General features: G+C 61.3%; 24 protein-coding genes and 1 pseudogene. 16 read left to right on the top strand and 9 right to left on the bottom strand.

Annotation, left to right across the window (positions count from 1 at the left end; translation table 11 throughout):
• Nucleotides 1-416: 416 nt before the first annotated feature.
• A complete protein-coding gene (locus ACNQFG_RS01800) occupies nt 417-893 on the top strand; it encodes a peptidylprolyl isomerase (RefSeq protein ID WP_005943496.1) in 477 nt (158 codons plus the stop codon).
• 62 nt (nt 894-955) lie between these two features.
• On the opposite strand, the gene ACNQFG_RS01795 is transcribed toward ACNQFG_RS01800, so the two are convergent.
• The 6 genes from ACNQFG_RS01795 to ACNQFG_RS01770 form a co-directional block, all read right to left on the bottom strand.
• Nucleotides 956-2,362, bottom strand: a complete 1,407-nt coding sequence (locus ACNQFG_RS01795; protein ID WP_118527713.1) for an NAD(P)/FAD-dependent oxidoreductase — start codon at nt 2,360-2,362, stop codon at nt 956-958.
• Nucleotides 2,363-2,454: 92 nt separating this feature from the next.
• Nucleotides 2,455-3,159 carry an HdeD family acid-resistance protein gene (locus tag ACNQFG_RS01790; RefSeq protein ID WP_423405796.1) on the bottom strand — a complete coding sequence of 235 codons (705 nt, stop codon included), beginning with the start codon at nt 3,157-3,159 and terminating at the stop codon, nt 2,455-2,457.
• Nucleotides 3,160-3,204: 45 nt separating this feature from the next.
• Nucleotides 3,205-4,602, bottom strand: a complete 1,398-nt coding sequence (locus ACNQFG_RS01785) for an MATE family efflux transporter (RefSeq protein ID WP_423405795.1) — start codon at nt 4,600-4,602, stop codon at nt 3,205-3,207.
• 113 nt (nt 4,603-4,715) lie between these two features.
• Nucleotides 4,716-5,324: an AAA family ATPase gene (locus tag ACNQFG_RS01780; protein ID WP_423405794.1), complete on the bottom strand. Its 609-nt coding sequence runs from the start codon at nt 5,322-5,324 to the stop codon at nt 4,716-4,718.
• A 58-nt stretch (nt 5,325-5,382) separates the two neighbouring features.
• Nucleotides 5,383-6,765 carry a hypothetical protein gene (locus ACNQFG_RS01775; protein WP_423405793.1) on the bottom strand — a complete coding sequence of 461 codons (1,383 nt, stop codon included), beginning with the start codon at nt 6,763-6,765 and terminating at the stop codon, nt 5,383-5,385.
• A gap of 32 nt (nt 6,766-6,797) precedes the next feature.
• Complete coding sequence (locus ACNQFG_RS01770) at nt 6,798-7,646, bottom strand: DUF624 domain-containing protein (protein ID WP_423405792.1); 849 nt, start codon at nt 7,644-7,646, stop codon at nt 6,798-6,800.
• Between the two features lie 217 nt (nt 7,647-7,863).
• Between ACNQFG_RS01770 and ACNQFG_RS01765 the strand changes: the two genes are divergently transcribed.
• The 12 genes and pseudogenes from ACNQFG_RS01765 (at nt 7,864) to ACNQFG_RS01710 (ending at nt 18,928) form a co-directional block, all read left to right on the top strand.
• On the top strand, nt 7,864-8,589 hold the full coding sequence (locus tag ACNQFG_RS01765; protein ID WP_423405791.1) for a lysophospholipid acyltransferase family protein: 726 nt from the start codon (nt 7,864-7,866) through the stop codon (nt 8,587-8,589).
• 8 nt (nt 8,590-8,597) lie between these two features.
• Complete coding sequence (locus ACNQFG_RS01760) at nt 8,598-9,362, top strand: hypothetical protein (RefSeq protein WP_423405790.1); 765 nt, start codon at nt 8,598-8,600, stop codon at nt 9,360-9,362.
• Between the two features lie 3 nt (nt 9,363-9,365).
• Entirely contained in the window at nt 9,366-9,527 is a 162-nt protein-coding gene (locus ACNQFG_RS01755; RefSeq protein ID WP_423405789.1) for a hypothetical protein, read from the top strand.
• A gap of 176 nt (nt 9,528-9,703) precedes the next feature.
• Complete coding sequence (locus ACNQFG_RS01750; RefSeq protein ID WP_423405788.1) at nt 9,704-10,774, top strand: bifunctional chorismate mutase/prephenate dehydratase; 1,071 nt, start codon at nt 9,704-9,706, stop codon at nt 10,772-10,774.
• Nucleotides 10,771-11,814, top strand: coding sequence for a 3-dehydroquinate synthase (gene aroB, locus ACNQFG_RS01745; RefSeq protein ID WP_294648761.1), 1,044 nt, complete (start codon nt 10,771-10,773; stop codon nt 11,812-11,814). The genes ACNQFG_RS01750 and aroB overlap by 4 nt, the downstream gene beginning before the upstream one ends.
• A 3-nt stretch (nt 11,815-11,817) precedes the next feature.
• The gene (gene aroC, locus ACNQFG_RS01740; RefSeq protein ID WP_423405787.1) at nt 11,818-12,960 is read left to right on the top strand and encodes a chorismate synthase; all 1,143 of its coding nucleotides are present in this window, start codon (nt 11,818-11,820) and stop codon (nt 12,958-12,960) included.
• Nucleotides 12,961-14,223: a shikimate kinase gene (locus ACNQFG_RS01735; protein ID WP_423405786.1), complete on the top strand. Its 1,263-nt coding sequence runs from the start codon at nt 12,961-12,963 to the stop codon at nt 14,221-14,223.
• Nucleotides 14,204-14,668: a type II 3-dehydroquinate dehydratase gene (locus ACNQFG_RS01730; RefSeq protein ID WP_423405785.1), complete on the top strand. Its 465-nt coding sequence runs from the start codon at nt 14,204-14,206 to the stop codon at nt 14,666-14,668. The genes ACNQFG_RS01735 and ACNQFG_RS01730 overlap by 20 nt, the downstream gene beginning before the upstream one ends.
• 66 nt (nt 14,669-14,734) lie before the next feature.
• Nucleotides 14,735-15,751 carry a 3-deoxy-7-phosphoheptulonate synthase gene (aroF, locus tag ACNQFG_RS01725; protein ID WP_423405784.1) on the top strand — a complete coding sequence of 339 codons (1,017 nt, stop codon included), beginning with the start codon at nt 14,735-14,737 and terminating at the stop codon, nt 15,749-15,751.
• Nucleotides 15,752-15,817: 66 nt separating this feature from the next.
• Entirely contained in the window at nt 15,818-17,089 is a 1,272-nt protein-coding gene (gene aroA / locus ACNQFG_RS01720) for a 3-phosphoshikimate 1-carboxyvinyltransferase (protein WP_423405783.1), read from the top strand.
• A pseudogene (locus ACNQFG_RS01715) lies at nt 17,082-17,947 on the top strand (prephenate dehydrogenase). Before aroA ends, ACNQFG_RS01715 begins: the two are co-directional and overlap by 8 nt.
• Before the next feature lie 15 nt (nt 17,948-17,962).
• A complete protein-coding gene (locus ACNQFG_RS01710) occupies nt 17,963-18,928 on the top strand; it encodes a helix-turn-helix transcriptional regulator (RefSeq protein ID WP_423405782.1) in 966 nt (321 codons plus the stop codon).
• Nucleotides 18,929-18,978: 50 nt separating this feature from the next.
• Here ACNQFG_RS01710 and ACNQFG_RS01705 read toward each other — a convergent pair whose 3' ends face one another.
• Nucleotides 18,979-19,239: a hypothetical protein gene (locus tag ACNQFG_RS01705; protein WP_423405781.1), complete on the bottom strand. Its 261-nt coding sequence runs from the start codon at nt 19,237-19,239 to the stop codon at nt 18,979-18,981.
• A gap of 235 nt (nt 19,240-19,474) precedes the next feature.
• Here ACNQFG_RS01705 and ACNQFG_RS01700 point away from each other — a divergent pair, with 235 nt between their 5' ends.
• The 3 genes from ACNQFG_RS01700 to ACNQFG_RS01690 all read left to right on the top strand — a co-directional run bounded on the left by ACNQFG_RS01700 (nt 19,475) and on the right by ACNQFG_RS01690 (nt 22,254).
• On the top strand, nt 19,475-20,713 hold the full coding sequence (locus tag ACNQFG_RS01700; protein ID WP_417097611.1) for a CobW family GTP-binding protein: 1,239 nt from the start codon (nt 19,475-19,477) through the stop codon (nt 20,711-20,713).
• Nucleotides 20,714-20,802: 89 nt separating this feature from the next.
• The gene (locus tag ACNQFG_RS01695) at nt 20,803-21,765 is read left to right on the top strand and encodes an outer membrane insertion C- signal (RefSeq protein ID WP_423405780.1); all 963 of its coding nucleotides are present in this window, start codon (nt 20,803-20,805) and stop codon (nt 21,763-21,765) included.
• A 36-nt stretch (nt 21,766-21,801) separates the two neighbouring features.
• Nucleotides 21,802-22,254: a hypothetical protein gene (locus tag ACNQFG_RS01690; protein ID WP_423405779.1), complete on the top strand. Its 453-nt coding sequence runs from the start codon at nt 21,802-21,804 to the stop codon at nt 22,252-22,254.
• A 61-nt stretch (nt 22,255-22,315) separates the two neighbouring features.
• On the opposite strand, the gene ACNQFG_RS01685 is transcribed toward ACNQFG_RS01690, so the two are convergent.
• Together ACNQFG_RS01685 and ACNQFG_RS01680 are read right to left on the bottom strand one after the other, a co-directional pair.
• Complete coding sequence (locus ACNQFG_RS01685; RefSeq protein ID WP_423405778.1) at nt 22,316-23,002, bottom strand: Crp/Fnr family transcriptional regulator; 687 nt, start codon at nt 23,000-23,002, stop codon at nt 22,316-22,318.
• A gap of 13 nt (nt 23,003-23,015) precedes the next feature.
• Nucleotides 23,016-23,873, bottom strand: a complete 858-nt coding sequence (locus tag ACNQFG_RS01680; protein WP_423405777.1) for an NAD(P)/FAD-dependent oxidoreductase — start codon at nt 23,871-23,873, stop codon at nt 23,016-23,018.
• Between the last annotated feature and the right edge of the window lie 25 nt (nt 23,874-23,898).

Raw genomic sequence — 23,898 nt, 5'->3', positions numbered from 1 at the left:
ATCCCATGACGTTTGAACAGGTCGTGCTTCTGCTTGGCCTTCTCGGCGGAGCGATTTTCGGTACGTTTCAGATCACGTGGACGATTTCTCACAGCGACAAAGACAAGAAAAAATGACCGCCTCATGCTTCCAAACCTGAACGGTCATTTTTCTTGTGATAATAAGGTGAGGGGCTAGCCGTTTTGCGGACCAGCGCCTTCTTTATCTTTATTATAGACGACGGCTGGTGGTTTGTCAACAAGCGTTCCCGGCCCTTTTTGACGGGAAATCATAAAAATCCGGCCTGAATTTACAAAAACGTTGCAACTGTGCCGTTGCACAAGCCAAAAGGTATGGTATACTATAAGAGGATTCTGGCAGAACTTCTGCCGCAAATGCCCCGCTGAGGGGCCAAGATAAAGGAGCATTGGAACAGTATGGTTCGCATTACTATGGAAGACGGCGGCATCATCGATATCGAGCTGAACGAAGAAGCCGCTCCTATCACCTGTGAGAATTTCAAGAAGCTGGTCAGCGAGGGCTTTTACAACGGCCTGACCTTCCACCGCGTGATCCCCGGCTTTATGATCCAGGGCGGCTGCCCGCTGGGCAACGGCACCGGCGGCCCCGGCTGGAACATCAAGGGCGAGTTTGCTGCAAACGGCGTGAACAATCCGCTCAAGCACACCCGCGGCGTGATCAGCATGGCACGCGCCATGAACCCCAACAGCGCCGGCAGCCAGTTCTTCATCATGCATCAGGATGCACCTCATCTGGACGGCCAGTACGCTGCCTTTGGCAAGGTGGTTGCAGGCATGGATGTTGTGGATAAGATCGCAGCTGTCCGCACCGACTGGAACGATAAGCCCACCACCCCGGTCAAGATGAAGACTGTGGAGCTCATTGAGGGCTGAATTTCAAACCTAAAAAATCCCGACACCTTGCGGTGCCGGGATTTTTTTGTTGATGCTTGTTTTTAGCAGCCTTCCTTTTCGGCCAGCTTGCGGCCCATGAGCACGCCCATGACCGAAGCCATCATCAGGCCGCGGGTCCAGCCGGAGGAGTCGCCCAGACAGTGCAGGCCCTTGATGTTGGTGTCAAGGTTCTCGTCCATCTTCACCTTGTTGGAGTAGAACTTCAGCTCCGGGCTGTACAGCAGGGTCTCGTTGGCGGCAAAGCCGGGCACCACCATATCCAGCATCTTGATGAACTCAATGATGTTGGTCATGGCACGGTAGGGCATGGCGGCGGTGATGTCGCCTGCCACGGCATCCTTCAGGGTGGGCTTCACGTTGGACTGGGCCAGCTCCTTCTGCCAGGTGCGCTTGCCATCCAGAATGTCGCCGTAGCGCTGCACCATGATGTGGCCTGCGCCCAGCATGTTGGTCAGCTCGCCCACCTTCTGGGCGTAGGCAATGGGCTGGTTGAACGGCTCGGTAAAGTTGTGGGAGACCAGAATCGCAAGGTTGGTGTTCTCGCTCTTTTTCTCCTTGAAGCTGTGGCCGTTGACCACGGCAAGGTCGTTGTCGTAGTTTTCCTGCGCCACAAAGCCGCCGGGGTTCTGGCAGAAGGTGCGCACCTTGTTCTTCCAGGGCTTGGGGTAGCCGATGAGCTTGGACTCATACAGCACCTTGTTCACCTTTTCCATGACCTCGTTGCGGCACTCCACGCGCACACCGATGTCTACGGTGCCGGGCTTGTGGGCGATGTGGTGCTCGGCGCAGATCTTTTCCAGCCAGTCCGCACCGCGGCGGCCGGTGCCAATGACCACGGTATCCGCATACACAGGCCGGACCTGATCGCCGTCCTTCAGCAGTACGCCCTTGCACTCCTCGTTCTCAAGGATGATGTTCTCGCACTCGGTATTGAACAGCATCTCCACGCCGTTGTCGGCCAGATAGTTCTGGATGGCCAGATACAGCTGCTGCGCCTTTTCTGTGCCCAGATGGCGGATCGGGCAGTCCACCAGCTTCAGGCCGGCATGGATGGCGTTCTTGCGGATCTCCTTGATCTCCTCGCCGGTGTAGATGCCCTCCACATGGGGGTCTGCGCCGAACTCAAGATAGATCTTGTCGGTGTAGTCGATAAGCTCCTGTGCAAACTCCTCTCCGATCAGGGTGGGCAGGTCGCCGCCCACCTCATAGGAGAGGCTCAGCTTGCCATCCGAGAAGGCACCTGCACCGGAAAAGCCGGTGGTGATGGCGCAGGTGGGGCGGCAGTTGACGCAGTGGCCCACTTCGGCTTTGGGGCAGTGGCGCTTTTCCACGGGCTTGCCCTTTTCCACCAGCAGCATCTTCTTTTTGCTGCCGTGGCGCAGCAGCTCCACAGCGGTAAAAATGCCAGCCGGGCCGGCACCGACAATAATCAGATCATACTTTTCCATTGTTCTGTAATCCTTTGCTGTATTTGATAAAAAACCGCTCAGGCCGCGCTGCGGCCAGTTCCCCCGATGGGGAGCGTTTATGCGGGCTTGTTTTACGGGTCGTCTTCCTGCTCCACCTCAGCGCTCTCGTCCACATGGTCGAGTTCGACAGCAGTGGCTTCCACATCGGCATGGGCGACCTCCGGGGCGACGATGCCGTCGCCGTTCAGGTCTTCACCGGTCAGGGATTCCAGCATGGACTGAGTCTCCGGGTGCAGCTTCAGGAACCGCTTCACCGCGATGACGGTGTACAGCGCACTGAGCAGGTTGATGGAACCCTCCACGATCAGGATGATGCCAATGGCCATGACCAGCGTTTCCATGGTGCCGAAGGGGTTCAGGATCATGACGATGCCCAGCACGATGCTCAGCACGGCCAGCAGCAGGAAGCCTTTCCAGCTGGGATACTGGCACTTGCGCAGCTCCAGTGCGTTCTGGATGCGGCCCAGACTGTCAAAGATCACGAACAGGCCGAACACGATGGGCAGGATACTCACCACGATGTCGCTGCGCAGGATCAGGAACGCACCCAATGCCAGACAGATGATGCCGGAGATCAGGGTGAGCTGGCTCTGGAACACACCGCGTTCCACCGCAAAGTAGCGGACGAGCTGCACCGCTGCGCAGGCCAGCACCACGCCGCCCAGCGCATAGCAGACGATGTTCATCGCGGTGCCCGGCACCAGCAGCAGGAAGATGCCCAGCCCCAGATAGAGGATGCTCATCAGGACCAGATTCCATTTCAACTTCTTTCCCATAAAACAGTCACGTTCCTTTCTCAATTTGGAGAATGCCGGTTCCGCTCACTGCATGGCAGGAGCTTTGTTGTACATGGGTTCGATGATCTTTTTGTCCAGGCGGGCAAAGAAGACAAAACTCAGGGTCACGCTGACCAGCTCGGCGATGACGAACGACCACCACACCAGGTTGACGTTGCCGGTCTGGCTCAGCAGCCATGCGGCCGGCAGCAGCACGAACAGCTGACGGCAGACCGAAACGATCAGGCTGAACACACCGTTGCCCAGTGCCTGGAATGTGGAGGACAGGATGATGCTCATGCCGGCCAGCAGGAAGTGGAAGCAGATGATGCGCATGGCTGGGATGCCAATGGCTAGCATCGCGTCGCTGGCAGCGAAGAAGCTCAGCAGCTTGTCCGGTGCAAACTGGAACAGGCAGAAGCCGATGAGCATGATGCACTCGGCATAGCAGACTGCCAGCTTGATGGTTTTTTTCACGCGGTCCGGTCTGCGGGCACCGTAGTTGTAGCTGATGATGGGCACCATGCCGTTGTTCAAGCCAAAGATGGGCATGAACACGAAGCTCTGCAGCTTGAAGTACACACCGAACACCGCCACTGCCGTGGCCGAGAAGCTCATGAGGATCAGGTTCATGCCAAAGGTCATCAGGCTGCCCACGCACTGCATGGCAATGCTGGGCAGGCCGACGACATAGATGCGCTTGATGGCGTCTGCACTGGGGCGGAAGCCGTGCCAGCGGATCTGGATGTCGGGGTTCTTCTTCAGGTTGAAGAAGATGGCGGCACCGGCACCGCAGAACTGGCCGATGACCGTTGCCACAGCTGCGCCGGTGGTACCACTGAGGGCCTCACCGCAGTAGCCAAAGATGAAAATGGGGTCCAGAATGATGTTCACCACGGCACCCACCAGCTGACTGATCATGCTCAGGTGGGTGCGGCCGGTAGCGGCCAGCAGCTTTTCGCCCATGGTCTGGGTGAAAAGGCCCAGACTGAACACGGAACAGACGGTCAGGTAGCGGATGCCCTGCTCGGCGATCTCCACATCACTGGTCTGTGCATAGAAATAGGGCTTCATGCAGGTAAGGCCGATGATGAAAAAGGCAGCAAAGCTGCACAGCGCCAGGAAGATGCCGTTTTCGGCCGTCTTGTTGGCGCGCTCCTGGTCTTTTTCACCCAGGCTCTTGGACAGCATGGCGTTCACGCCTACGCCGGTGCCGACACCGACGGCGATCATCATGTTCTGCAGCGAGAAGGCCAGCGAAACGGCGGTCAGCGCACCTTCGCTGACGTGAGAGACGAAGATGGAGTCCACGACATTATAAAGTGCCTGGACCAGCATCGAGACCATCATCGGGATGCTCAGCTTGACGAGCAGCGGGTTGATGGCCATGGTGCCCATGATGTTTTCCTGGGCGGTGGGGGGATTGGTCTGCTTGTTTTCCACGATTTCTCCTTTTGACGTTTGACGTTTTTTCTCTATGCTTGAAACGTGGGCAGGGTGCAAAAGCACCCTACCCACGCAACATCATTGTTTTTTGACTTTGCAGCCCGGAGCGGTTACTTCTCCGCAGCCTTTTCCTTGGCAGCGGCTGCGTCCAGGATCATCTTCACGCAGGTCTCGCGGCCCAGAGCAGCGTTGATGGCCAGATCATAGTTGTGGGCATCACCCCAGCGGTTCTGGGTGTAGTAGTTGTAGTAGGCAGAACGGTTGCGGTCGGTCTTTTCCACCTCGTCCTTGATGCCCTTTTCGTCCTTGGCCTTGACCAGAGGGTCGGTCTTGGCCAGCTCACGGCGCCACTCCACCGGCGCATAGATGAAGACGCGCAGCACATCCTTGCGCTCACGCAGCACATAGTCGCCGCAGCGGCCCAGGATCACGCAGGGGCCTTCCTCGGCCAGCTGCTTGATGATGCGGCTCTGAAGAATGAACACCTGATCGCCCAGCGGCAGCTCATTGCCCATGGTGTACAGACTGTACAGCAGGCTGTGAGTATGCCGTTTTTCACTGGCGGCAACAGCTTCTTCCGAAAGACCGGAGTGCTTTGCTGCCATGGTGATCAGCTCTTTGTCGTAAAGCTTGATGCCCAGCGCATTTGCCACATCTTCAGCGATGTAGCGGCCGCCCGTGCAGTATTCACGTCCCAAAGTGATGATCGTCTTTGCCATAATGTGTTCCTCCTATGTAACAGTTTTTATCCCCGGAAAGCGTTTGGCGAGAGCGGGCCTAGAGGTCCGGCTGCCCGGTGCTCTGGGGGTCATTCTGAGGTGCGGCAGGCGGTGCTGCCGGGGGTCTGGGCGGCGCGGGCAGGCGGACTTCCGCGACCCGCATCCGGCCGGTCTGGTCTACGGCGTAAACGCTGCACCGCCCGCCTGCGGCCAGCTGTTCGGGCGGGAAGCACAGGCCTCCGTCCGGGGTGCGCTCCATCCGGCGGAACGTTCGGTGAGCCGTGGTGGCATGGGCGATGCCGTCGTGCAGGGTGTAGGCGGTCCAGCCGGAGAAATCATCCGGCAGCGGGTCGCGCTGGCCACGCTGCTCGAAGTAATAGCAGCGGCCATCCTCGCTGCGGGCCAGGTCGCAGCGGACGCGGTTGGGCAGGTCGGCGGCTGCATCTCTGGGCTTGCGCCGCAGGGCGATGGCCCGGCCTGTGAAGTAGCGCAGGAAATCCGACAGCGCCATGGTGCAGTTGACGGAGCCGTCGCTGTCGGCGGTGGGGTCGTTGAGCAGGACATAATCGGCCATCACGGCGTCGTCGTGGCCAAAGCCCCGCAGCCCCATCCAGATGCCCACCGGGTCACGCTGGCCCCGGATGCGGCGCTCGACCCGGACGGCAACGGGGCAGTCGTCGTGGATCTGGGTGCGCAGGTCTTGCAGGTCCATCCAGGCCTGCCAGCAGGGAAAGCCGCAGCAGCCCACGGCAGCCGCCGCAAAGGCGGCGTTGCCGGTGCTCCGGGTGGCGTTGTCCTCCATGGCGTAGGCCACCTCTTCGGGCAGGATGTCCTCGCCCCAGCGGTTCATCAGCGCCGCCATGACGAGGGGCAGGTCCATCTCCCGGCCAAAGCTGGGATCGTGGGCGGAAAGGCAGTATTCCGGCAGATAGAGCTGCCGGTTCAGCGGCCGGCCCTCGTGTTTTTCCCAGGTCAGGGGGCGGACGGCGGCGGCCAGCAGCCGCACGGCGGGGGTGGATTTGTCGTCGTTGGTCGAGAGGTTGACCTGCAATTGGATGCCGGTGCCGCCGCCGGGCGTTGCCACAGTCACAGTATCGCCCATGAGGAAGATCATGCCGTCGTCACTCTGGGAATTGCAGCTGCAGCGGGGGTAGCCCGGTGCCCACTTGCCAAAGCTCATCCAGCCGGTCCAGTTTCCTCCGGCATATACCCGGCAGCGCACCTCCACCATGGTGTTGTGGGGCGCTAAGGCGTTCCAGCTGACATTCAGGTTGCAGAAGGCCGGCATGGCAAATTCCGGCGTGGTGTAGCTGCCGTAGGGCAGATACCGCCCGGCGGAGCTGTCCAGCACCAGTGCACCGCCGTCCAGTGCCACATTGTCCAGCTGCCCGCGGGAGAAGGTCTCGGTGCCCTGCAAAACCAGATTATTCCGTTGTTCCATCGCACGGTTCTCCTTTGCGCATCGGTGAAAGATCAGTGTTCGGTGCCGTCCGGCTCGTCTTCGCCGTAGTCCTCTTGGAGGGCGGCTTCCAGCTCGGCGTCGTGCAGTTTCTGGAGGCTCTCCTCGATGTGGAAGACGCGGTTCACGTCGCCGTAGATGATCTGGCAGGATACTTCGGTCACGAACCAGAAGCCGAAGATCAGCATGAGCAGCAGGCCCAGCGGCATGCACAGGATCACCACGCCCCAGAACAGGATCTGCACGATGGCCGCCGCCAGTGCGTGGGGCAGGAACGCGATCATGCAGTTGATGCTGTTTTTCACGGTCAGGCTGAAGGGCTGATCCAGCAGCACCACCTGCGGCCACATATAGGCGAACAGCATCTGGAAGATGAGCAGGTTCAGCACCGTGGCCACCCACAGCGGCACGCCCACATTGGTGCCCTTGCTCAGCATATTGAAGCAGAAATACACAAGGAAGATCTGGATGGTGATGACGGTGCAGTAGACGATGCCGGGCAGGATGGCGGCTTTGAAGTTCCGCTTGAACGCGCGGCGGTAGGTGGTCCACCAGTAACCGGCTTCGTCACGCAGGGCACGCAGCACGGTATCGTACATGCCAGCCAGCGCAGGTCCGGCCAGAATGCCGCCCGCAATGGCGCTGACCACCATGACGGTGAGGTTGTTCATCAGAAAACCGACATACACCAGACAGATCACCGGCAGAAAGCCGATGCAGGCCAGCAGATTTGCAAGGAACATGCCGTTCATATCACGGCCCACAAGCTCAAAAAAGCGGCCTATGCCGGTCTTGCGGGGGGTGTCCTTCTCGACGCCCGGCCCGGCCTTGCGGAAATCATTTGCAGAAGGAAAAAGACCCATTTTGTTTCGAACCCTTTCTGGTTTGGCACGGTGCCGCGGGGCAGAAGGAAAAGGAACTGCCCATTGTGCTACCTTTCTTTCTATAAATATACCCGCATTTTGTCAATTTTGCAAGCCATCCGGCCCTTCATTTGTAAAAAAAGTGTTTCGGCTCCCATTTTCGCCCAAAGTGTGGTACAATGAAACAGGCTTTTCAGGCCAGAAGGAGGAACGTATCATGAGCATTTTTCGCACGATTGCGATGTTTGTATATCTGTTTGGCTATATGATCGTCCACTACGGTGTGCTCCGCCGGGCCGAGCGCGCCCTCGCCGCCGGGGACATGGATACCGTGGAGCAGATCATCAACAAGCATATCCCGCACTGGAGCCGGGGCATCCTGAAGGTAACCGGCGCACGGCTGGTGGTGGAAGGGCAGGAGAACATCCCCAAGGACGGCCCCTGCGTGTTCGTGGGCAACCACCGCAGCTACTACGACATCCCGCTTTTGCTGGCGAGTCTGGATAAGCCCCACGGCATCCTTGCCAAGGAAGAGCTGGAAAAGATCCCGCTGCTGAACCGCTGGATGAAGCTGCTGGGCTGCGTGTTCGTGCAGCGCGACGACCTGCGGGCATCCGTGCGCGCCCTGAACGACGCCACTGCCATTGTGGAGAGCGGCAAGAGCTTCGTCATTTTCCCGGAGGGCACCCGCTACAAGGGAGAAGAGGGCGGTGCCGGTGAGTTCAAGGCCGGTGCATTCCGCATTGCCGTCAAGACCGGCGCACCGGTGGTTCCGGTGGCCATCTCCGGTGCCCGCGGCCTGTTCGAGGCCCACGGCAACCGCGCGACTCCCGGTTCCATCCACATCCGCATCCTGCCGCCCATCCGGACTGCAGGCATGAGCAAGGCCGAGCAGAAGCAGCTGCCCGAAGCCGTCCGCCAGACCATCCTCGCACAGCTTTAAGGAGAACTATGGCAAGCTACCGTTACGAACGCGACATCCAGCCCGGCGACCTCAAACCCCGCCGGGAAAAACAGTATACTCGGAAAGAACGCTGGGCCAACTGGTGGGATTATAACCTCAAGTGGGTCATCATCATCGGCATCATCGTGGTGTTCTTCGGCTACAACTTCATCGGGCAGTATTTCTTTACCACCAAGGCCGACTACAATGTGGCCGTGGTGGCCCCCTACTACCTGCCGGAGGATACTGTGAACGCGCTCCAGACCCAGCTTGCCCAATTCGGCGAAGACCGGAACGGCGACGGCAAGGTGGTCGTGACCCTGAACGTCTATACGTTGGACTATTCCGACGAGGAGACCCAGACCGAGAGCGCAGCCTACCTGACCATGGCGGGCACCACCAAGCTGGCCGCCGATGTGCAGGGCGGTCTGAGTGCGGTCTTCCTGCTGTACGACCCGGCGGGCTTTGAAGAGAGCACCGGCACCCTGCGCTACCTCGACGGCAGCCTGCCGCAGTCCGACGCAGACAGTGACTGGTGGAACATGGTCTACCGCTGGACCGACTGCCCCGCCCTGACCGGGCTGGACCTCGGTGAATACCAGGCCGATACCACCCACGCCCAGGGCGGCGACAGCCAGGAATACATGGCGCAGTTCTACGTCGGGATGCGCGGTGCCTGGAACTCCGGCACCGCCGACAACCTCAAGGGCGGCGAAGCGTTCTGGCAGGCGCTGACCGCCGGGGCTGTTTCTACCGCCAGTGCAGAGGGCTGAGCCATGCGGTTCCGCCTGATCAAGCGGGAGGTCGGTGCCCCCCGCCGCCTGCCCGCCCCGCCGCCCCCGGAGCCAAAACGCGCCCCGCCCCGCGCCGCCGACCTCGACAACCCCTATGGCCGGTATTACGGGAAGGCGCGGAGCCGGGAAGACCTGCGAAAATGACCCGACAGAAGAGTCTCATCCGCCCGATGGCAGATGAGATTCTTTCGTTTTTCCAAAGCAAAATCTGAAAAAAACTCCGCACAGAACCGGTGTGGGGTTTGTTGTTTCTGTGTCCGGGTTATGGTATACTCATTCCGTATCATCTCCGGTATCATGAAAACAAAGGATGTGAACCCATGGACGCACTGGACAAAGCCCGCCGGGAGATCGACACGGTGGATGCCCAGCTGGCTGCGCTGTTTGAGCGGCGGATGGCCGCCGTGCTGCAGGTGGCCGAATACAAAAGAGCCCATGGCCTGCCGATCTTCGATGCCGCGCGGGAAGCCGTGGTGCTGGACAAGGCCGAAGCGCGCATTCAGGACCCGGCCCTGCGGCCCTACTATAAAGACCACGTGCAGAACCTGATGGACGTGGCAAAGCAGTACGAAGCCGTGGTGCTGGGCCAAAACCGCGCCGCCTATCAGGGCGTGGAGGGCGCTTTTGCCCACATTGCCCTCCGGGCGCTGTTCCCCCACGCCGAGGCTGTGAGCTACCCCACCTGGGACGAGGTGTTTGACGCGGTGGAACACGGCGATGCTGCCCGGGGCGTCGTTCCCTTTGAGAACAGCCATGCGGGCGATGTTTCCGCCGTGCTGGATCTGTGCTATAACCATCCGGCGCTGTGGGTGGTGGATGTGTACGATCTGCCCATCTCCCAGAATCTTCTGGTGCTGCCGGGCACCCAAATGAGCGAGCTGAAGCATGTGTACAGCCACCAGCAGGCCATCGCCCAGAGCGAGACCTTTTTAAGGCAGTTCGGCCTGCCCGCCACCGCCATGACCAACACCGCCATGGCCGCAAAGTTCGTGGCTGAAAGCGGCGACTCCTCCAAAGCGGCCATTGCAAGCGTGGAGACGGCGGCACTGTACGGGCTGGAGGTGCTGGTGCCCAGCATCAACACCGACGGTGACAACACCACCCGCTTTATCGTGCTCAGCCGCGAAAAGCCCACCGGCGGCAACCGGTTCTCGCTGCTGTTCACGGTGGACAACAAGCCCGGCAAGCTGGGCGAGGTGATCCAGATCATCGGTGCCAGCGGCTTCAATATGGAGTCCATCAAGAGCCGGCCCATGCCTCATGTGCCCTTTGAATATTATTTTTACGTGGAGCTGGTGGGCGACCCCACCGCCGACGAGACCGCCGCGCTGCTGCGTGAGCTTGACCGCACCTGCCGTACCGTGCGGCTGTTAGGAGTGTATACCAAATGAGTGAATTTATCGGAACCAAGCTGACCATGAATCTGGGCGAGCGCAGCTATGACATCATCGTCAAGAGCGGCTCGCTGGAAAACCTGTACCAGTTCGCCCGGCTGGACCGCCGTGTGGCCGTTGTGACCGACAGTGGTGTGCCCGCACAGTACGCCCAGATGGTAGCCGACCAGTGCAAGGATGCCCACATCATCACGGTGCCGCAGGGCGAAGCCAGCAAGAGCTTTAAAATTCTGGAATCCGTGCTGCGCCAGATGCTGGAATTCGGCATGGGCCGCGGCGATCTGGTGATCGCCGTGGGCGGCGGCGTGGTGGGCGATCTGGCCGGTTTTGCCGCTTCCATCTACATGCGGGGCATCGACTTCATCAACTGCCCCACCACCACCCTTTCCATGATCGATTCCTCCATCGGCGGCAAGACCGCCGTGGATCTGGGCGATACCAAAAACATCGTGGGCGCTTTCTGGCAGCCCAAGCTCGTCATCGTGGATCCGGACACCCTTTCCACCCTGCCCCGCCGCCACTTCATCAACGGTCTGGCAGAAGCCGTCAAGGCAAGCCTGCTGGCAGACCCCGAGCTGTTCGCGATCTTTGAAAATGGCGACGTGGATGCCCAGATCGGCGAGATCATCTGCCGCAGCCTGCGGTTCAAGAAGAACATCGTGGAGCAGGACGAGACTGAGCAGGGCATGCGCAAGGCCCTCAACTTCGGCCACACCATCGGCCACGGCATCGAGGCCGTCAAGGGCATCAAGGGCCGCCGCACCGTGGGCCTTTACCACGGCGAGTGCGTGGCGCTGGGCATGCTGCCCATGATCGAATCCAAGGCACTGCAGAAGCGGGTGCGCGCGGTGTACCGCCGCCTCGGCCTGCCCACCCGCACTACTTACGATAAGGAAAAGGTGCTGGCTGAAATGCTGCACGACAAAAAGGCGCAGAGCGGCCAGATCACCATTATCAAAGTGCCGGGTCTGGGCTGCTGGCGCGCCGAGACCATCCCGGTGGAGGGCCTGCGTCCCCTGCTGGGCATTGAGGAGTAAGCCATGAAAAATACATTCGGCAGCGACCTTTCGCTGACCATTTTCGGCGAGAGCCACGGCCGCGCCATCGGCGCGGTGTTGGACGGCATGGCCGCAGGCCTGCCGGTGGACGAGGCATTTCTTGCCGCCTGCATGGACAAGCGCCGTGCCCGGGGCGACGGCCTGTCCACTCCCCGGGTGGAAGCGGATACCGTGCAGCTGCTGTCCGGCGTGGTGAACGGCCGCACCACCGGCACCGCCATTGCCCTGATGATCGAAAATACCAACACCCGCAGCGGCGATTACGCCAAGACCGCAGACCTTCTGCGCCCCGGCCATGCAGACTACACCGCCTATGCCAAGTACCACGGCTTTCAGGATGCGCGCGGCGGCGGGCACTTCTCCGGCCGCATCACGACGGCGCTGGTGGCAGGCGGTGCGGTGGTGCTGGGTGCCCTCGACCGGGCCGGCATCAACATCGTGACCCACATCGGGCGGTGCGCTGGCATTGCGGACACCCGCTTTGCGCTGGATGACCCGGCGGCACTGGGGGCGCAGGCCGAAGCGCTGCTGAGCCGGGGCGATGGCTTCGCCCTGCTGAACGAGGAGGCCGAAGAGCCGATGAAAGCGGCCATCCGCGCCGCAGGCAGCGCAGGCGACAGCGTGGGCGGGATGCTGGAAACCGCCATCCTCGGCCTGCCGGCAGGCATCGGTGAGCCCTATTTCGACAGCGTGGAAAGCGAGATCGCACATCTGGCGTTCTCCGTCCCCGCCGTCAAGGGCATCGAGTTCGGCACCGGCTTCGGCTTCGCCGACCTGAAGGGCAGCGAGGCGAACGATGCCTTCCGGATGCAGGGGGGCCGCATCGTGACGGCTACCAACCACAATGCGGGCATCAACGGCGGCATCGCCAACGGGATGCCGGTGGTGTTCCGCACCGTGGTCAAACCCACACCCAGCATCTACAAGCAGCAGGATACAGTAGACTATCTTGCCAAAAAGGACGCACAGCTGTCCATTCAGGGCCGTCACGACCCCTGCATCGTGCCCAGAGCCGCCATTGTGCAGACCTGCGCGGCGGCGCTGGCCGTCGGCGACCTGCTGACCGCGAAGTACGGCATGGCCTGGATGGAACAGCCAACCGCTTACCGCAAGGAGGAGCTGTAAATGGAATACGGACTCATCGGCGCAAAACTCGGCCACTCCTACTCCAAGATCATCCACGAGATGCTCTGCGGCTACCACTACGACCTGTGCCCTCTGCCCACCGAGGAAGAGGCCCGGGCCTTTCTGGCAAAGCGGCAGTTCAAGGCCATCAATGTGACCATCCCCTATAAAAAGCTGGTGATGGAATACTGCTCCTACATCGACCCGCGGGCCAAGGCCATCGGGGCGGTGAACACGGTGGTGAACAAAAACGGCCTGCTCTACGGCTATAACACCGATTATATGGGCTTTGCCCACCTGTGCGACGCCCACGGCGTGGAGTTCGCGGGCCGGACCGTTCTCATTCTGGGTACCGGCGGCACCCACAACACCACCAGCGCTGTGGCCCGGGACAAGGGCGCGGCAAAGGTGCTCACCGTCAGCCGCCATCCGGACCCGGAAAAGGGCGAGCTTTCCTATGCGGAAGCCGTCCACAGCGGGGCCGACATTGTCATCAACACCACCCCGGCGGGCATGTACCCGAACGTGGGGGTCTGTCATCTGGATGTGGCCGCGATGCCGGGGCTGGAAGCCGTCCTCGATGTGGTCTACAATCCGGACAAAACGGAACTGATCCTCCGCGCCGAGGAAGCGGGCGTGCCGGTGGCTGTGGGCGGCCTTGAAATGCTGGTGGCGCAGGCGGTGTATGCCGCAGAATATTTTCTGGACCGCAAGTTCGACGATGCCCCAGCCGAGATCCGCGCCATCACCGCCCAGCTTCGGAAAGAGCAGCTGAACGTGGCGCTCATCGGGATGCCCTCCTGCGGCAAAACGACCATCGGCCGCGCGCTGGCCGACCGGCTGGGCAAGCGGTTCGTGGACCTGGATGAGGAGATCGTCCGGGCCGCAGGCCGCAGCATCCCGGACCTTTTCGCCGCAGAGGGCGAGGACGGCTTCCGGGCACGGGAGGCCGAGCAGACCGCCCGCTTTGCCAGAGAGGGCCGTCAGGTGCTCTCCTGCGGGGGCGGAGTCGTTAAGCGGCCCGAAAACCTGCGGGCCCTGCGGCAGAACGGCGTGGTGCTCTTCATCGACCGCCCGCTGGACGCTCTGACTGTGGGCGGCGGGCGTCCGCTCTCCACCAGCGCCGAGGCGCTGAAGACCATGGAAGCCCAGCGCCGCCCGCTCTATCTGGCCGCAGCCGATGCGGTCATCCCGAACGAAACGACCGTTGCAGACGCCGTTGCGGCGGCACTGGAGGCATTGGATGCGATTTTTGTTCATTAACGGCCCAAACGTCAACATCACCCGCTTCACCGAGCCCGGTGTAGAGGGCGAAGTGGACTACAACGGCCTGCTGGATTATCTGGACGTCTGCTGCCAGCAGATGGGCATCGAGCCGGATTTCTTCCAGTCCAACCACGAGGGCGACATCATTGATGAGATCCAGTCGGCCGCAGGCCGCGCCGACGGCATCATCCTCAATCCGGGCGGCTATGCCTATTACAGCGTGGCCATTCTGGATGCGCTGCAGCTCTGCGGTGTGCCCGCCGTGGAGGTGCTCATGAGCGAACCCAGCGGCCGGGAGCCGTTCCGGAACACGGACGTCGTCTCGTTCGGCTGTCAGGGCCGCTTTGCGGGCGAGGGCATCGGCGGCTATCTCCACGCATGCAGTTATCTGGTGCAGCTGCTCCGGCTGGACGGCGGCGCACAATCGCACATGGTGCAGTAAAGAAAAAACCTCTCAGCAGTGGCTGAGAGGTTGACACGTTGATAAAAGGGAAAGGAATGCAAGAAGATGATCATTTCGACGAAAAAAGGCACCCCGAAGGAAGAACTGGAAAAGATCGTTGACAAATTCGAGAAGCAGGGTCTGGACGTGACCCTGATCACCGGCAAGAACTACAACGTGTTCGGACTTGTGGGCGACACCACCAAGATCGATGAACGGGATGTGCTGGCAAACCCGTGGATCGACAACGTCACCCGCGTGTCCGCGCCCTATAAGCGTGCAAACCGCCTGTTCCACCCGGCAGATTCCGTGATCGACTGCGGCGGCGTGAAGATCGGCGGCAAGGAAAAAATCGCCGTCATGGCAGGCCCCTGCAGCATCGAGGGCGCAGAGCAGGCTCTGCGCATTGCACAGGGCGTGAAGGCCGGCGGTGCCACCCTGTTCCGCGGCGGTGCCTACAAGCCCCGCACCTCTCCCTACTCCTTCCAGGGCCTTGAGACCGAGGGCATTCTGGATATGGTAAAGGCCCGCGAGGCCACCGGCATGCCCATCGTCTCCGAGCTGATGAGCGAGGACCGCATCCCGGAGTTTGAGGAGTACGTGGACGTGGTGCAGATCGGTGCCCGCAACATGCAGAACTTCCAGCTGCTCAAGGCCGTGGGCAAGATGCACAAGCCGGTGCTGCTCAAGCGCGGCCTGTGCAACACCATTGAGGAGTGGATCATGAGCGCCGAGTACATCATGGCCGGCGGCAACGAGCAGGTCATTCTGTGCGAGCGCGGCATCCGTACCTTCGAGAAGTACACCCGCAACACCCTCGATTTCTCTGCAGTGCCCATCATCCACGAAAAGACCCACCTGCCCATCATCGTGGACCCCAGCCACGCCACCGGCAAGGCCAATCTGGTCGAGCCTATGATGATCGCTGCCGTGGCCGCCGGTGCCGACGGTCTGGAAGTGGAGGTCCACTACGACCCGCAGCACGCATGGAGCGACGGCGCACAGTGCCTGACCCCGGATTCCTTCGCACAGGCCATGGCAAAGTGCCGTCAGGTGGCATGGGCCATCGGGCGGGAGATGTGACCCTCTCAGGCCCCAGCTCTCCCGCAGGGAGAGCGTTTGGCAGAACGGGCAGAAGGAGGGCTGCAAATGCAGATCACGATCCAACCAGACAGAAACATTGACGGAGTCATTATGGCCCCACCCAGCAAGAGCATGGCTCACCGTGCTGTGCTCTGCGCCGCGCTGGCAAAGGGCACCTCGCACATCCGGAATCTGGAGTTCAGCAAGGATATCGCCGCCACCCTCGCGGCGGCGGGCCAGCTCTGCGCCCGCGTCACCACCGGCGGGAACGATGCAGTGGTGGAGGGACTGGGCCGTTTTCTGCCCGTGGAAGCCCCGGTGGACTGCTGCGAGAGCGGCAGCACCCTGCGCTTTCTCATCCCCATCGCCAGCCTGACCGGACAGGCAGTTTCCTTCACCGGCCGCGGGCGGCTGATGGAGCGGCCTCAGTCGGTGTATGACGCTCTGTACCGGGAGCAGGGCCTGCGGTTTGAGCAGAGCGCTGCCGGGCTGACCGTGGAAGGGGCGCTCTCCAGCGGGGACTATACGCTGGCGGGCAATGTATCCAGCCAGTTCATCAGTGGGCTGCTGTTTGCTCTGCCGCTGCTTTCCGGCAACAGCACGCTGCACCTCATCCCGCCGGTGGAGAGCCGCAGCTACATCGATATGACCCGCTCCGTTCAGGCGGCGTTCGGCGTCACGAGCCGGTGGGTGGACGAAACGACGCTGGAGATCCCCGGCGGGCAGGCATACCGCCCCTGGGACTACACCGTGGAGGGCGATTACAGTCAGGCCGCGTTCCCGGCGGTGCTGGGGGCTGTCACCGGCGGCGTCACGCTGACCGGTCTGGCCGAACCGACCTTGCAGGGCGATGCCGCCATTCTGGACATCCTGCGCCGGTGCGGGGCCGACTTCTCCCGCACCGAACAGGGCATCGTCTTCCGGAAAGCGCCGCTCCACGGCACGGACATCGACCTTGCGGACTGCCCGGACCTTGGCCCTGTGCTCATGGTGCTGGGCCTGTTGTGCGAGGGCACCACGGTCATCCGCAACGCAGAGCGGCTGCGCCTGAAGGAGAGCGACCGCATCGCTGCCATGGAGGCCGAGCTGCGCAAATGCGGCGGGGTGCTGTCCAGCGCGGGCGGCACCATCACCATCGAGGGCTGTGCCGGGGCGCTCCATGCGCCGGACGGCGTCCTCTCCGGCCACAACGACCACCGGGTCGTCATGAGCCTGTCGGTGCTGGCACTGGCGGCGGGGCTGCGGCTGCCCATCGACGGTGCCGAGGCCATCACAAAAAGCTGGCCGAATTTCTTTGAAGCCATCAAGCCCTTGGGCGCGGAGGTGGAATATGCTTGATAAAACAAAACGTTATCTCGTGGTGGGCCTTGGCCTGCTGGGCGGCAAATACGCGCTGGAACTGACGAAAGCCGGTTTCCATGTGGACGGCATCAACCGCAGCGAAGGGCATTTGCAGTACGCGCTAGAGCACGGCTATATCGCCAGCGGGGCAAGACCCACGATTTTGAGGACCTTGTGAGCAGCGCCGACCACATCATCTTTGGTCTGTACCCCACGGCCCTCATCGAGTGGTTCCGCACCTACGGCCATCTGCTCAAGCCCGGCTGCATCTTTACCGATGTTTCCGGCGTAAAGACCGGCCTTGTGGAGCCGGTGCAGGCCATGTGCCCGGCGGGCGTGGAGTTCATTGCCAGCCACCCGATGGCAGGCCGTGAGACTTCCAGCGTGGAGCACGCCGCCGAGGTGAACTTTGCCCCGGCCAACTTCATCATCACCCCGACCGGGAAGAATACCCCGGAGGCCATCGCCTGGGTCCGAGAGCTGGCCGAAGTGCTGGGCTTCCACCACATCTGCACCCTGACGGTGCAGGAGCACGACAAGATGATCGGCTATGTGAGCCAGCTGTGCCATGCCATCGCCGTGAGCCTGATGTGCGCCAACGATAACTCTTCGCTGTGCGAGTACACCGGCGACTCCTTCCGTGACCTGACCCGCATTGCACGCATCAACGATAAAATGTGGGCAGAGCTGTTTTTGTGGAATAAGGAAAACCTCATCAGCGAGATCGACCAGTTCGACGCCGCGCTCGGCGCACTGCGCAACGCGCTGGTGGCGGGCGACCGCGAAAAGCTGGAAGAGATGTTCCGTCTTTCCACCCAGCGCCGCGCGGCGTTCGACAAAAAACTGCCCGAATAAACCGGAGGTGCTCCCATGCCCAAGCAGGAAGGCCAGAAATCCAAGCTTTTGACCCTTTTGCGCATCTTTGAGACACAGACCGACGAAGAACACCTGCTCAATGTACCGCAGCTGGTAGAGCTGCTGGAACAGCAGGGCATCCTCTGCGAGCGCAAGAGCGTGTACAGCGACATCGACGCGCTGAACGCACTGGGGTATGACATCCAGCTGCGGCGCGGGCGCGGCGGCGGCTACTGGCTGGCCAGCCGCACCTTTGAGCTTTCTGAGCTGAAGCTGCTGGTGGATGCCGTACAGGCCAGCCGGGTGGTGTCCAGCGCCACGAGCCGCCGCCTGATCCGGAAGCTGGAAAAGCTCTGCTCCGACTACGAGGGCACCCAGCTGCAGCGTCAGGTGTACGTGGACGGCCGCCCCAAGACCGACAGCAGGAGCCTGCTGTACAGCATCGACGCACTGCACGAGGCCATCAACACCGGCCGGATGGTGGAGTTTCACTACAAAAAAGTGGGCCGGCCCGAAAAGCGGGTCATCAGCCCGTGGCAGCTGGCATGGGAAAACGGCTGCTACTACCTTATCGCTTATCAGGACGAGAAAGAGCCTGCGGGCATCCGCAACTACCGCGTGGACCGCATGTCCGGCGTCCGGGTGCTGGAGCTGCCCCGCCGCGGCCGGGAGCAGTTTGCTGATTTCGACCTGCCCGCCTATCTGCGCAAGCACTTCAACATGTTCGGCGGGCCGGAGCACCGGGTCACCCTGCGCTGCACCGCCGACCTGGAAAGCGCCATGCGGGAGCGGTTCGGCGCTTCGCCGACCTTCCTGCCGGAGGAGGACGGGCGCTTCCACTTTGATGTGCCCATCTGTGTCAGCGAGCCGTTCTACGGCTGGGTGTGCGGCTTTGGCGGCAAGGTAGAAGTCCTTGCGCCCGAAGACGTCCGCACCGGGATGCGGGCGCTGGCCGAACAGCTGGCGGAAGAACATCGCTAAACAAGAAAAACGGACCGTGAAAACGGTCCGTTTTTTGTGTGGTTCTGCAATTATTCGTCCAGTTCCAGATCGCTCGGCAGGAGCACATCCAGCTCGGCGGCAGGTTCTGCCACAAGGCGGCGGCTCTGGTGGAAGATGGCCTTTTCCAGCGTGTTGCGGGCAAGACGGCCGTTGCCGGCGGTGCGGGCATCGGCGGCCTGACGGCGGGCGTAGTAGTTTCGCAGCGGTTCCTCGCAGGCCTCCGAGAGGGTGTAGCCCTGATCCCCGATGCGCTGCCGGATGACATCCGTGCGATCTACGACAGCTCCCACAAAAAATAACCCCCTCCGAATCGAAGTTGCACCACCTCCCCGCGCAACCGCCCTTTTCCGCAAAACGCGGGCAAACTTCAAAAAAAGTTACAATTTTTTCTTGAAAAAGGCGGTTTTCCCATTGACAGCCTTGTTATAATAGGAGTGTAAGTTTTTTGAGCCAGCACTCTGCGGCTCGGATTGCTTGAAGGTTCCGATTTGCGGACTTTGGAAAAAAGAAAGAGGCAATTGAATCATGACCAAAATCGATATTTTCTCCGGCTTCCTTGGTGCCGGTAAAACTACCCTGATCAAAAAGCTCATCAAAGAGGCCTTTGCCGGCCAGCAGGTGGTGCTGATCGAGAACGAGTTCGGCGAGATCGGCATTGACGGCGGCTTTCTGAAGGAAAGCGGCATCCAGATCAACGAGCTGAACGCCGGCTGCATCTGCTGCTCTCTGGTGGGCGACTTCCGCACCGCCCTGCAGCAGGTGGTGGAGCAGTACCACCCCGACCGCATCGTCATCGAGCCCTCCGGCGTGGGCAAGCTCTCCGATGTGACCCGCGCTGTGGAAGGCGTGGCTGAGCATCTGGATGTGCAGCTGAACAGCTTTGTCACCGTGGCCGATGTGAACAAGGTGAAGATGTATATGAAGAACTTCGGCGAGTTCTACGACGACCAGATCAGCCACGCAAGCTGCATCCTGCTCAGCCGCACCCAGACCGCCAGCGAAGAGAAGATCGCCGCTGCGGTCGCCATGCTGCGCGAGAAGAACCCCACCGCTACCATCGTGACCACCGCATGGGACGAGCTGACCGGTGAGCAGATCCTGAAGGCCATGTCCACCAAGGACGACTTCAAGGCAGAGCTGATCGCCATGGCTGCAAAGGCCAATGAGGAGCACGCCCACGAGGACGAGGAAGAAGAGCATCACCACCATCATCACCACGATGACGAGAACGGTGTGTGCAGCTGCGGCCATCATCACGACCACGATGATGATGACGACGAGGACGAGCACGAGCATCATCACGATCACGATGAGGATGATGACCACGATGAGCATGAGCACCATCATCACGATCATGACGACCATGACCATTGCTGCTGCGGCCACCATCACGACCACGATGACGACGATGATGACGACGAGCACGAGCATCATCACGACCATGACGGCCACTGCTGCTGCGGCCATCACCATCATCATGACCACGACGCCGACGAGGTGTTCACCAGCTGGGGCGTCGAGACGGCCCGCAAATTCACCAAGGCAGAAGTGGAGCACGCCCTCACCGAGCTGGATACCGGCAATTACGGCATGATCCTGCGCAGCAAGGGCATCGTGAACGGCGGCGCAGACGGCTGGCTGGAGTTCGACTATGTGCCCGGCGAATGGGAAGTGCGTGCCCGCGGTGCAGATGTGGGCGGCAAGCTGGTCGTGATCGGCTCCAAGCTGAACGAAAAGGCCATTGCAGAGCTGTTCGGCTGCTGAACTCCTTCAGTCAAACCCTAACGGGTTTGCCAGCTCCCTCAGAGAGGGAGCCTGATTGGATAATGATTTTTTAAGGAGAAACCATTCCTATGGCAAAAGAAATTCCGGTCTACCTGTTTGTGGGCTTTCTGGAAAGCGGCAAGACCAAATTCATTCAGGAGACCTTTGAAGACCCCAACTTCGACTCCGGCGACAAGACCCTGCTGCTGATCTGCGAAGAGGGCGAAGAAGAGTATAATCCCAAAAAGTTCGCCTTTCCCGGCGTGACCGTCAAGGTGCTGGAGGACAAGGCCGAGTTGAACCCGCAGAATCTGCTCAAGCTGGAAAAGGAATCCGGTGCAGGCCGTGTGGTCATTGAGTACAACGGCATGTGGCTGCTGCAGGATCTGGCCGAGGCTCTGCCCGAGAGCTGGATCGTGTACCAGTGCATCGCCACCGCCGACGGCACCACCGCCCTGACCTACGCCCGCGACAACTCCATGCGCAGCCTGCTGCTGGACAAGATCGCCCGCAGTGAGCTGATCGTGTTCAACCGCGCCGAGGCCGTGAACAACGATGCCGCCCGTCAGGAGCTGCACAAGCTGGTGCGTCAGGCTTCCCGCAAGTGCGATATCGCCTACGAGTTTGCCGACGGCAGCGTGGCCTACGACGATATCCCCGACCCCCTCCCCTTCGACCTGAACAAGCCGGTGGTGGAGATCGGCGACGACGATTTCGGCATCTGGTACATGGACTGTCAGGACGAGCCCCAGAAGTATACCGGCAAAACGGTCAAATTCCTTGCACAGGTGTGTCAGACCAACCGTGCCGGCAAGAACAGCTTCGTGCCGGGCCGTTTCGCCATGACCTGCTGCGTGCAGGACATCCAGTTCGTGGGCTTTCCCTGCAGCTACGATGGCTACAAGGCGCTGGAGCAGCGCGCATGGGTGCGGGTGACCGCAAAGGTAGGCTACAAGTTCCATAACATCTACCGCGGCAAAGGCCCGGTGCTCACCGCCATTTCGGTGGAGCCTGCCGAAAAGCCGCTGAACGATGTGGTAACATTCTCTTAACCCGCACACTGAAATCATATCAAGGAGGATCTCACCATGAAAACGTTGTTTCGCGTTCTGGGCGCGGCTGCTGCCGTCGCCGCCACCGGTGCCGCCATCGTGGTGCTGGACAAAATTCTGAACGACAAGGGCCCGCTCCACGTCGAAGAGGTGGAGTTCCCCGAAGAGGCTGAAAAGGACCCCGCAGAGGCCGCCAAGACTGCCGAAGCCTACGCCGAAGGCGAGGCCAAGACCGCTGAGCCGGGCGATGCATGGCCCCCGGCCTTCGAGAAGGCATCCGAGGAAAAGGCATCCGAAGAGCCGGAGGCTCCCGCTGCACAGCCGGAGACGGCCGAGGAGAAGCCTGTGGCCGAGGAAGCATCCGTGAACCCGGTGGAGGCCGGCCCCGCCGTCGCCCCCAAGGATGAGACGGGCAAGTTCGACGTCACCAAGATCGCTGAGGCCAGCGATTTCACCGGCGTGGAAGAGGAATCCGGCTGCAAGAGCTGAGATCGTGAACGATAAAAAAGGACGTCTCGTCGCAGGATGAGACGTCCTTTTTTGATGCGTTTTATGTGCCGTTGGCGATCTGCTTCAGCCGTTCTTTGTCCAGTACGGTGACGCCGCCGCGGTAAAGGCGGACAAGGCCCTCCCCGGCAAAGTATTTCAGCAGGCGGCTGACGACCTCGCGGGCGGAGCCCATGTAGCGGGCGATCTGGTCGTGGGTCATGCGCACCTCATCACCGCCGGTCTTGGCCAGCTCATCGGTAAGAAAAATGGCAAGCCTGCGGTCTGCGCTCATGAACAGCACCTGCTGCATGGTCCACATGCTGTCGGAAAAGCGCTCCGCCGTCATCTGATAGGCGTAGCAGCGCACATGCACATTCTGCTGCATCAGCCTGCGGAAAACGCCCGCGCTGATGCAGTAGGCCTCGGTGTCCTCTTCGGCATCAATATACAGGTCGATGTTCACCGAGTCCATCACGCAGGATGCCGACAGGATGCACACCTCCCCGCCGAACAGGCGGTAGAGCGTCACGTCCCGCCCGTCCTCCGAGAGCAGGTAGGCCCGCAGCTGGCCCGAGCGCAGCAGCAGGATGCCTACGCAGTTCTCGACCGGGCTGTGGACCCGCTCCCCTTTCCGGTAGCGCACCGGCCGGGTGAAGCGGCAGAGCTGCGCCTGTTCCTCCGGCGTGAGCTGGTCCCAGAATGGGAAAGCGCAGGCCAGACAGTTCCGGTTGACCGGAGTATTTTGCACATCGGACATGGTGTTATCCTTTCCGCACCGCTTTGGCAGCTTCGGTGCCTGCAAGTGCTCCCTCATACACGGCCTTTGCCACCTGCAGCAGGCCGCCGGTGCAGTCGCCCGCCGCATACAGGCCGGGCACGGTGGTCTGCATTTTTTCGTCCACCACGATGCGGTTTCCCTCTACTTCGGCCCCCAGCTTGCGGGCCAGTGCGGTGCTGCCCGCCACGCCCAGTGCCACGAACACGCCGGACAGGGGCACCCGTCGGCCGCCGTTCAGCTGCACACCGGTGACGGTCTGTTCGCCGAGGATGGCGTCCACCGTTTCGGGGCAGACTGTGACCTCCGGCGGGAAGTCCGCCGTCAGCGGTGCGCCGTTGGTCAGCAGGGCAACGCTTTTTGCCACCGGCAGCAGAGCCTGCACCTCGTGCAGAGCATACTCGCCGCTGCCCAGCACCGCCACGTCCTTTCCACGGTAGAAAAAAGCGTCGCAGGCGGCACAGCAGCTCACGCCATGGCCTTCCAGCTCTGCCAGACCGGGGATCTTCGGTGCAGCGCGGGAAGCGCCGGTGGCCAGGATGACGGCATCGGCGGGGAACTCGCCCGCCAGCGTCTCGACGGTGAGCTTGTCGGTGTAAGTCAGGCCCACGGCCTCGGTGGTAACGAACTGCACCCCCAGCGCTCTGGCCCCTTCGATGCCCCGGCGTTCCAGTTCCGCACCGGAGATGGGTTCGGCAAAGCCGTAGTAGTTCTGGATGTGCGCGGCGCGGTCCAGTGCGCCGGGCCCTTTGGTGAGAACGGTCGTTTCGATCCCTGCGCGGGCCGTGTACAGAGCGGCCGACACGCCGGCCGGGCCGGAACCGATGATGACGATGTTGGGCATGGGAAGCCTCCTGAAGTTTTTCTTC

Origin of the sequence: Faecalibacterium prausnitzii (assembly GCF_049532945.1) — a bacterium.
Taxonomy (GTDB): domain Bacteria; phylum Bacillota; class Clostridia; order Oscillospirales; family Ruminococcaceae; genus Faecalibacterium; species Faecalibacterium prausnitzii_N.
The sequence above is the reverse complement of the archived record's forward strand: the minus strand, read 5'-3'. Positions and strand labels throughout refer to the sequence as shown.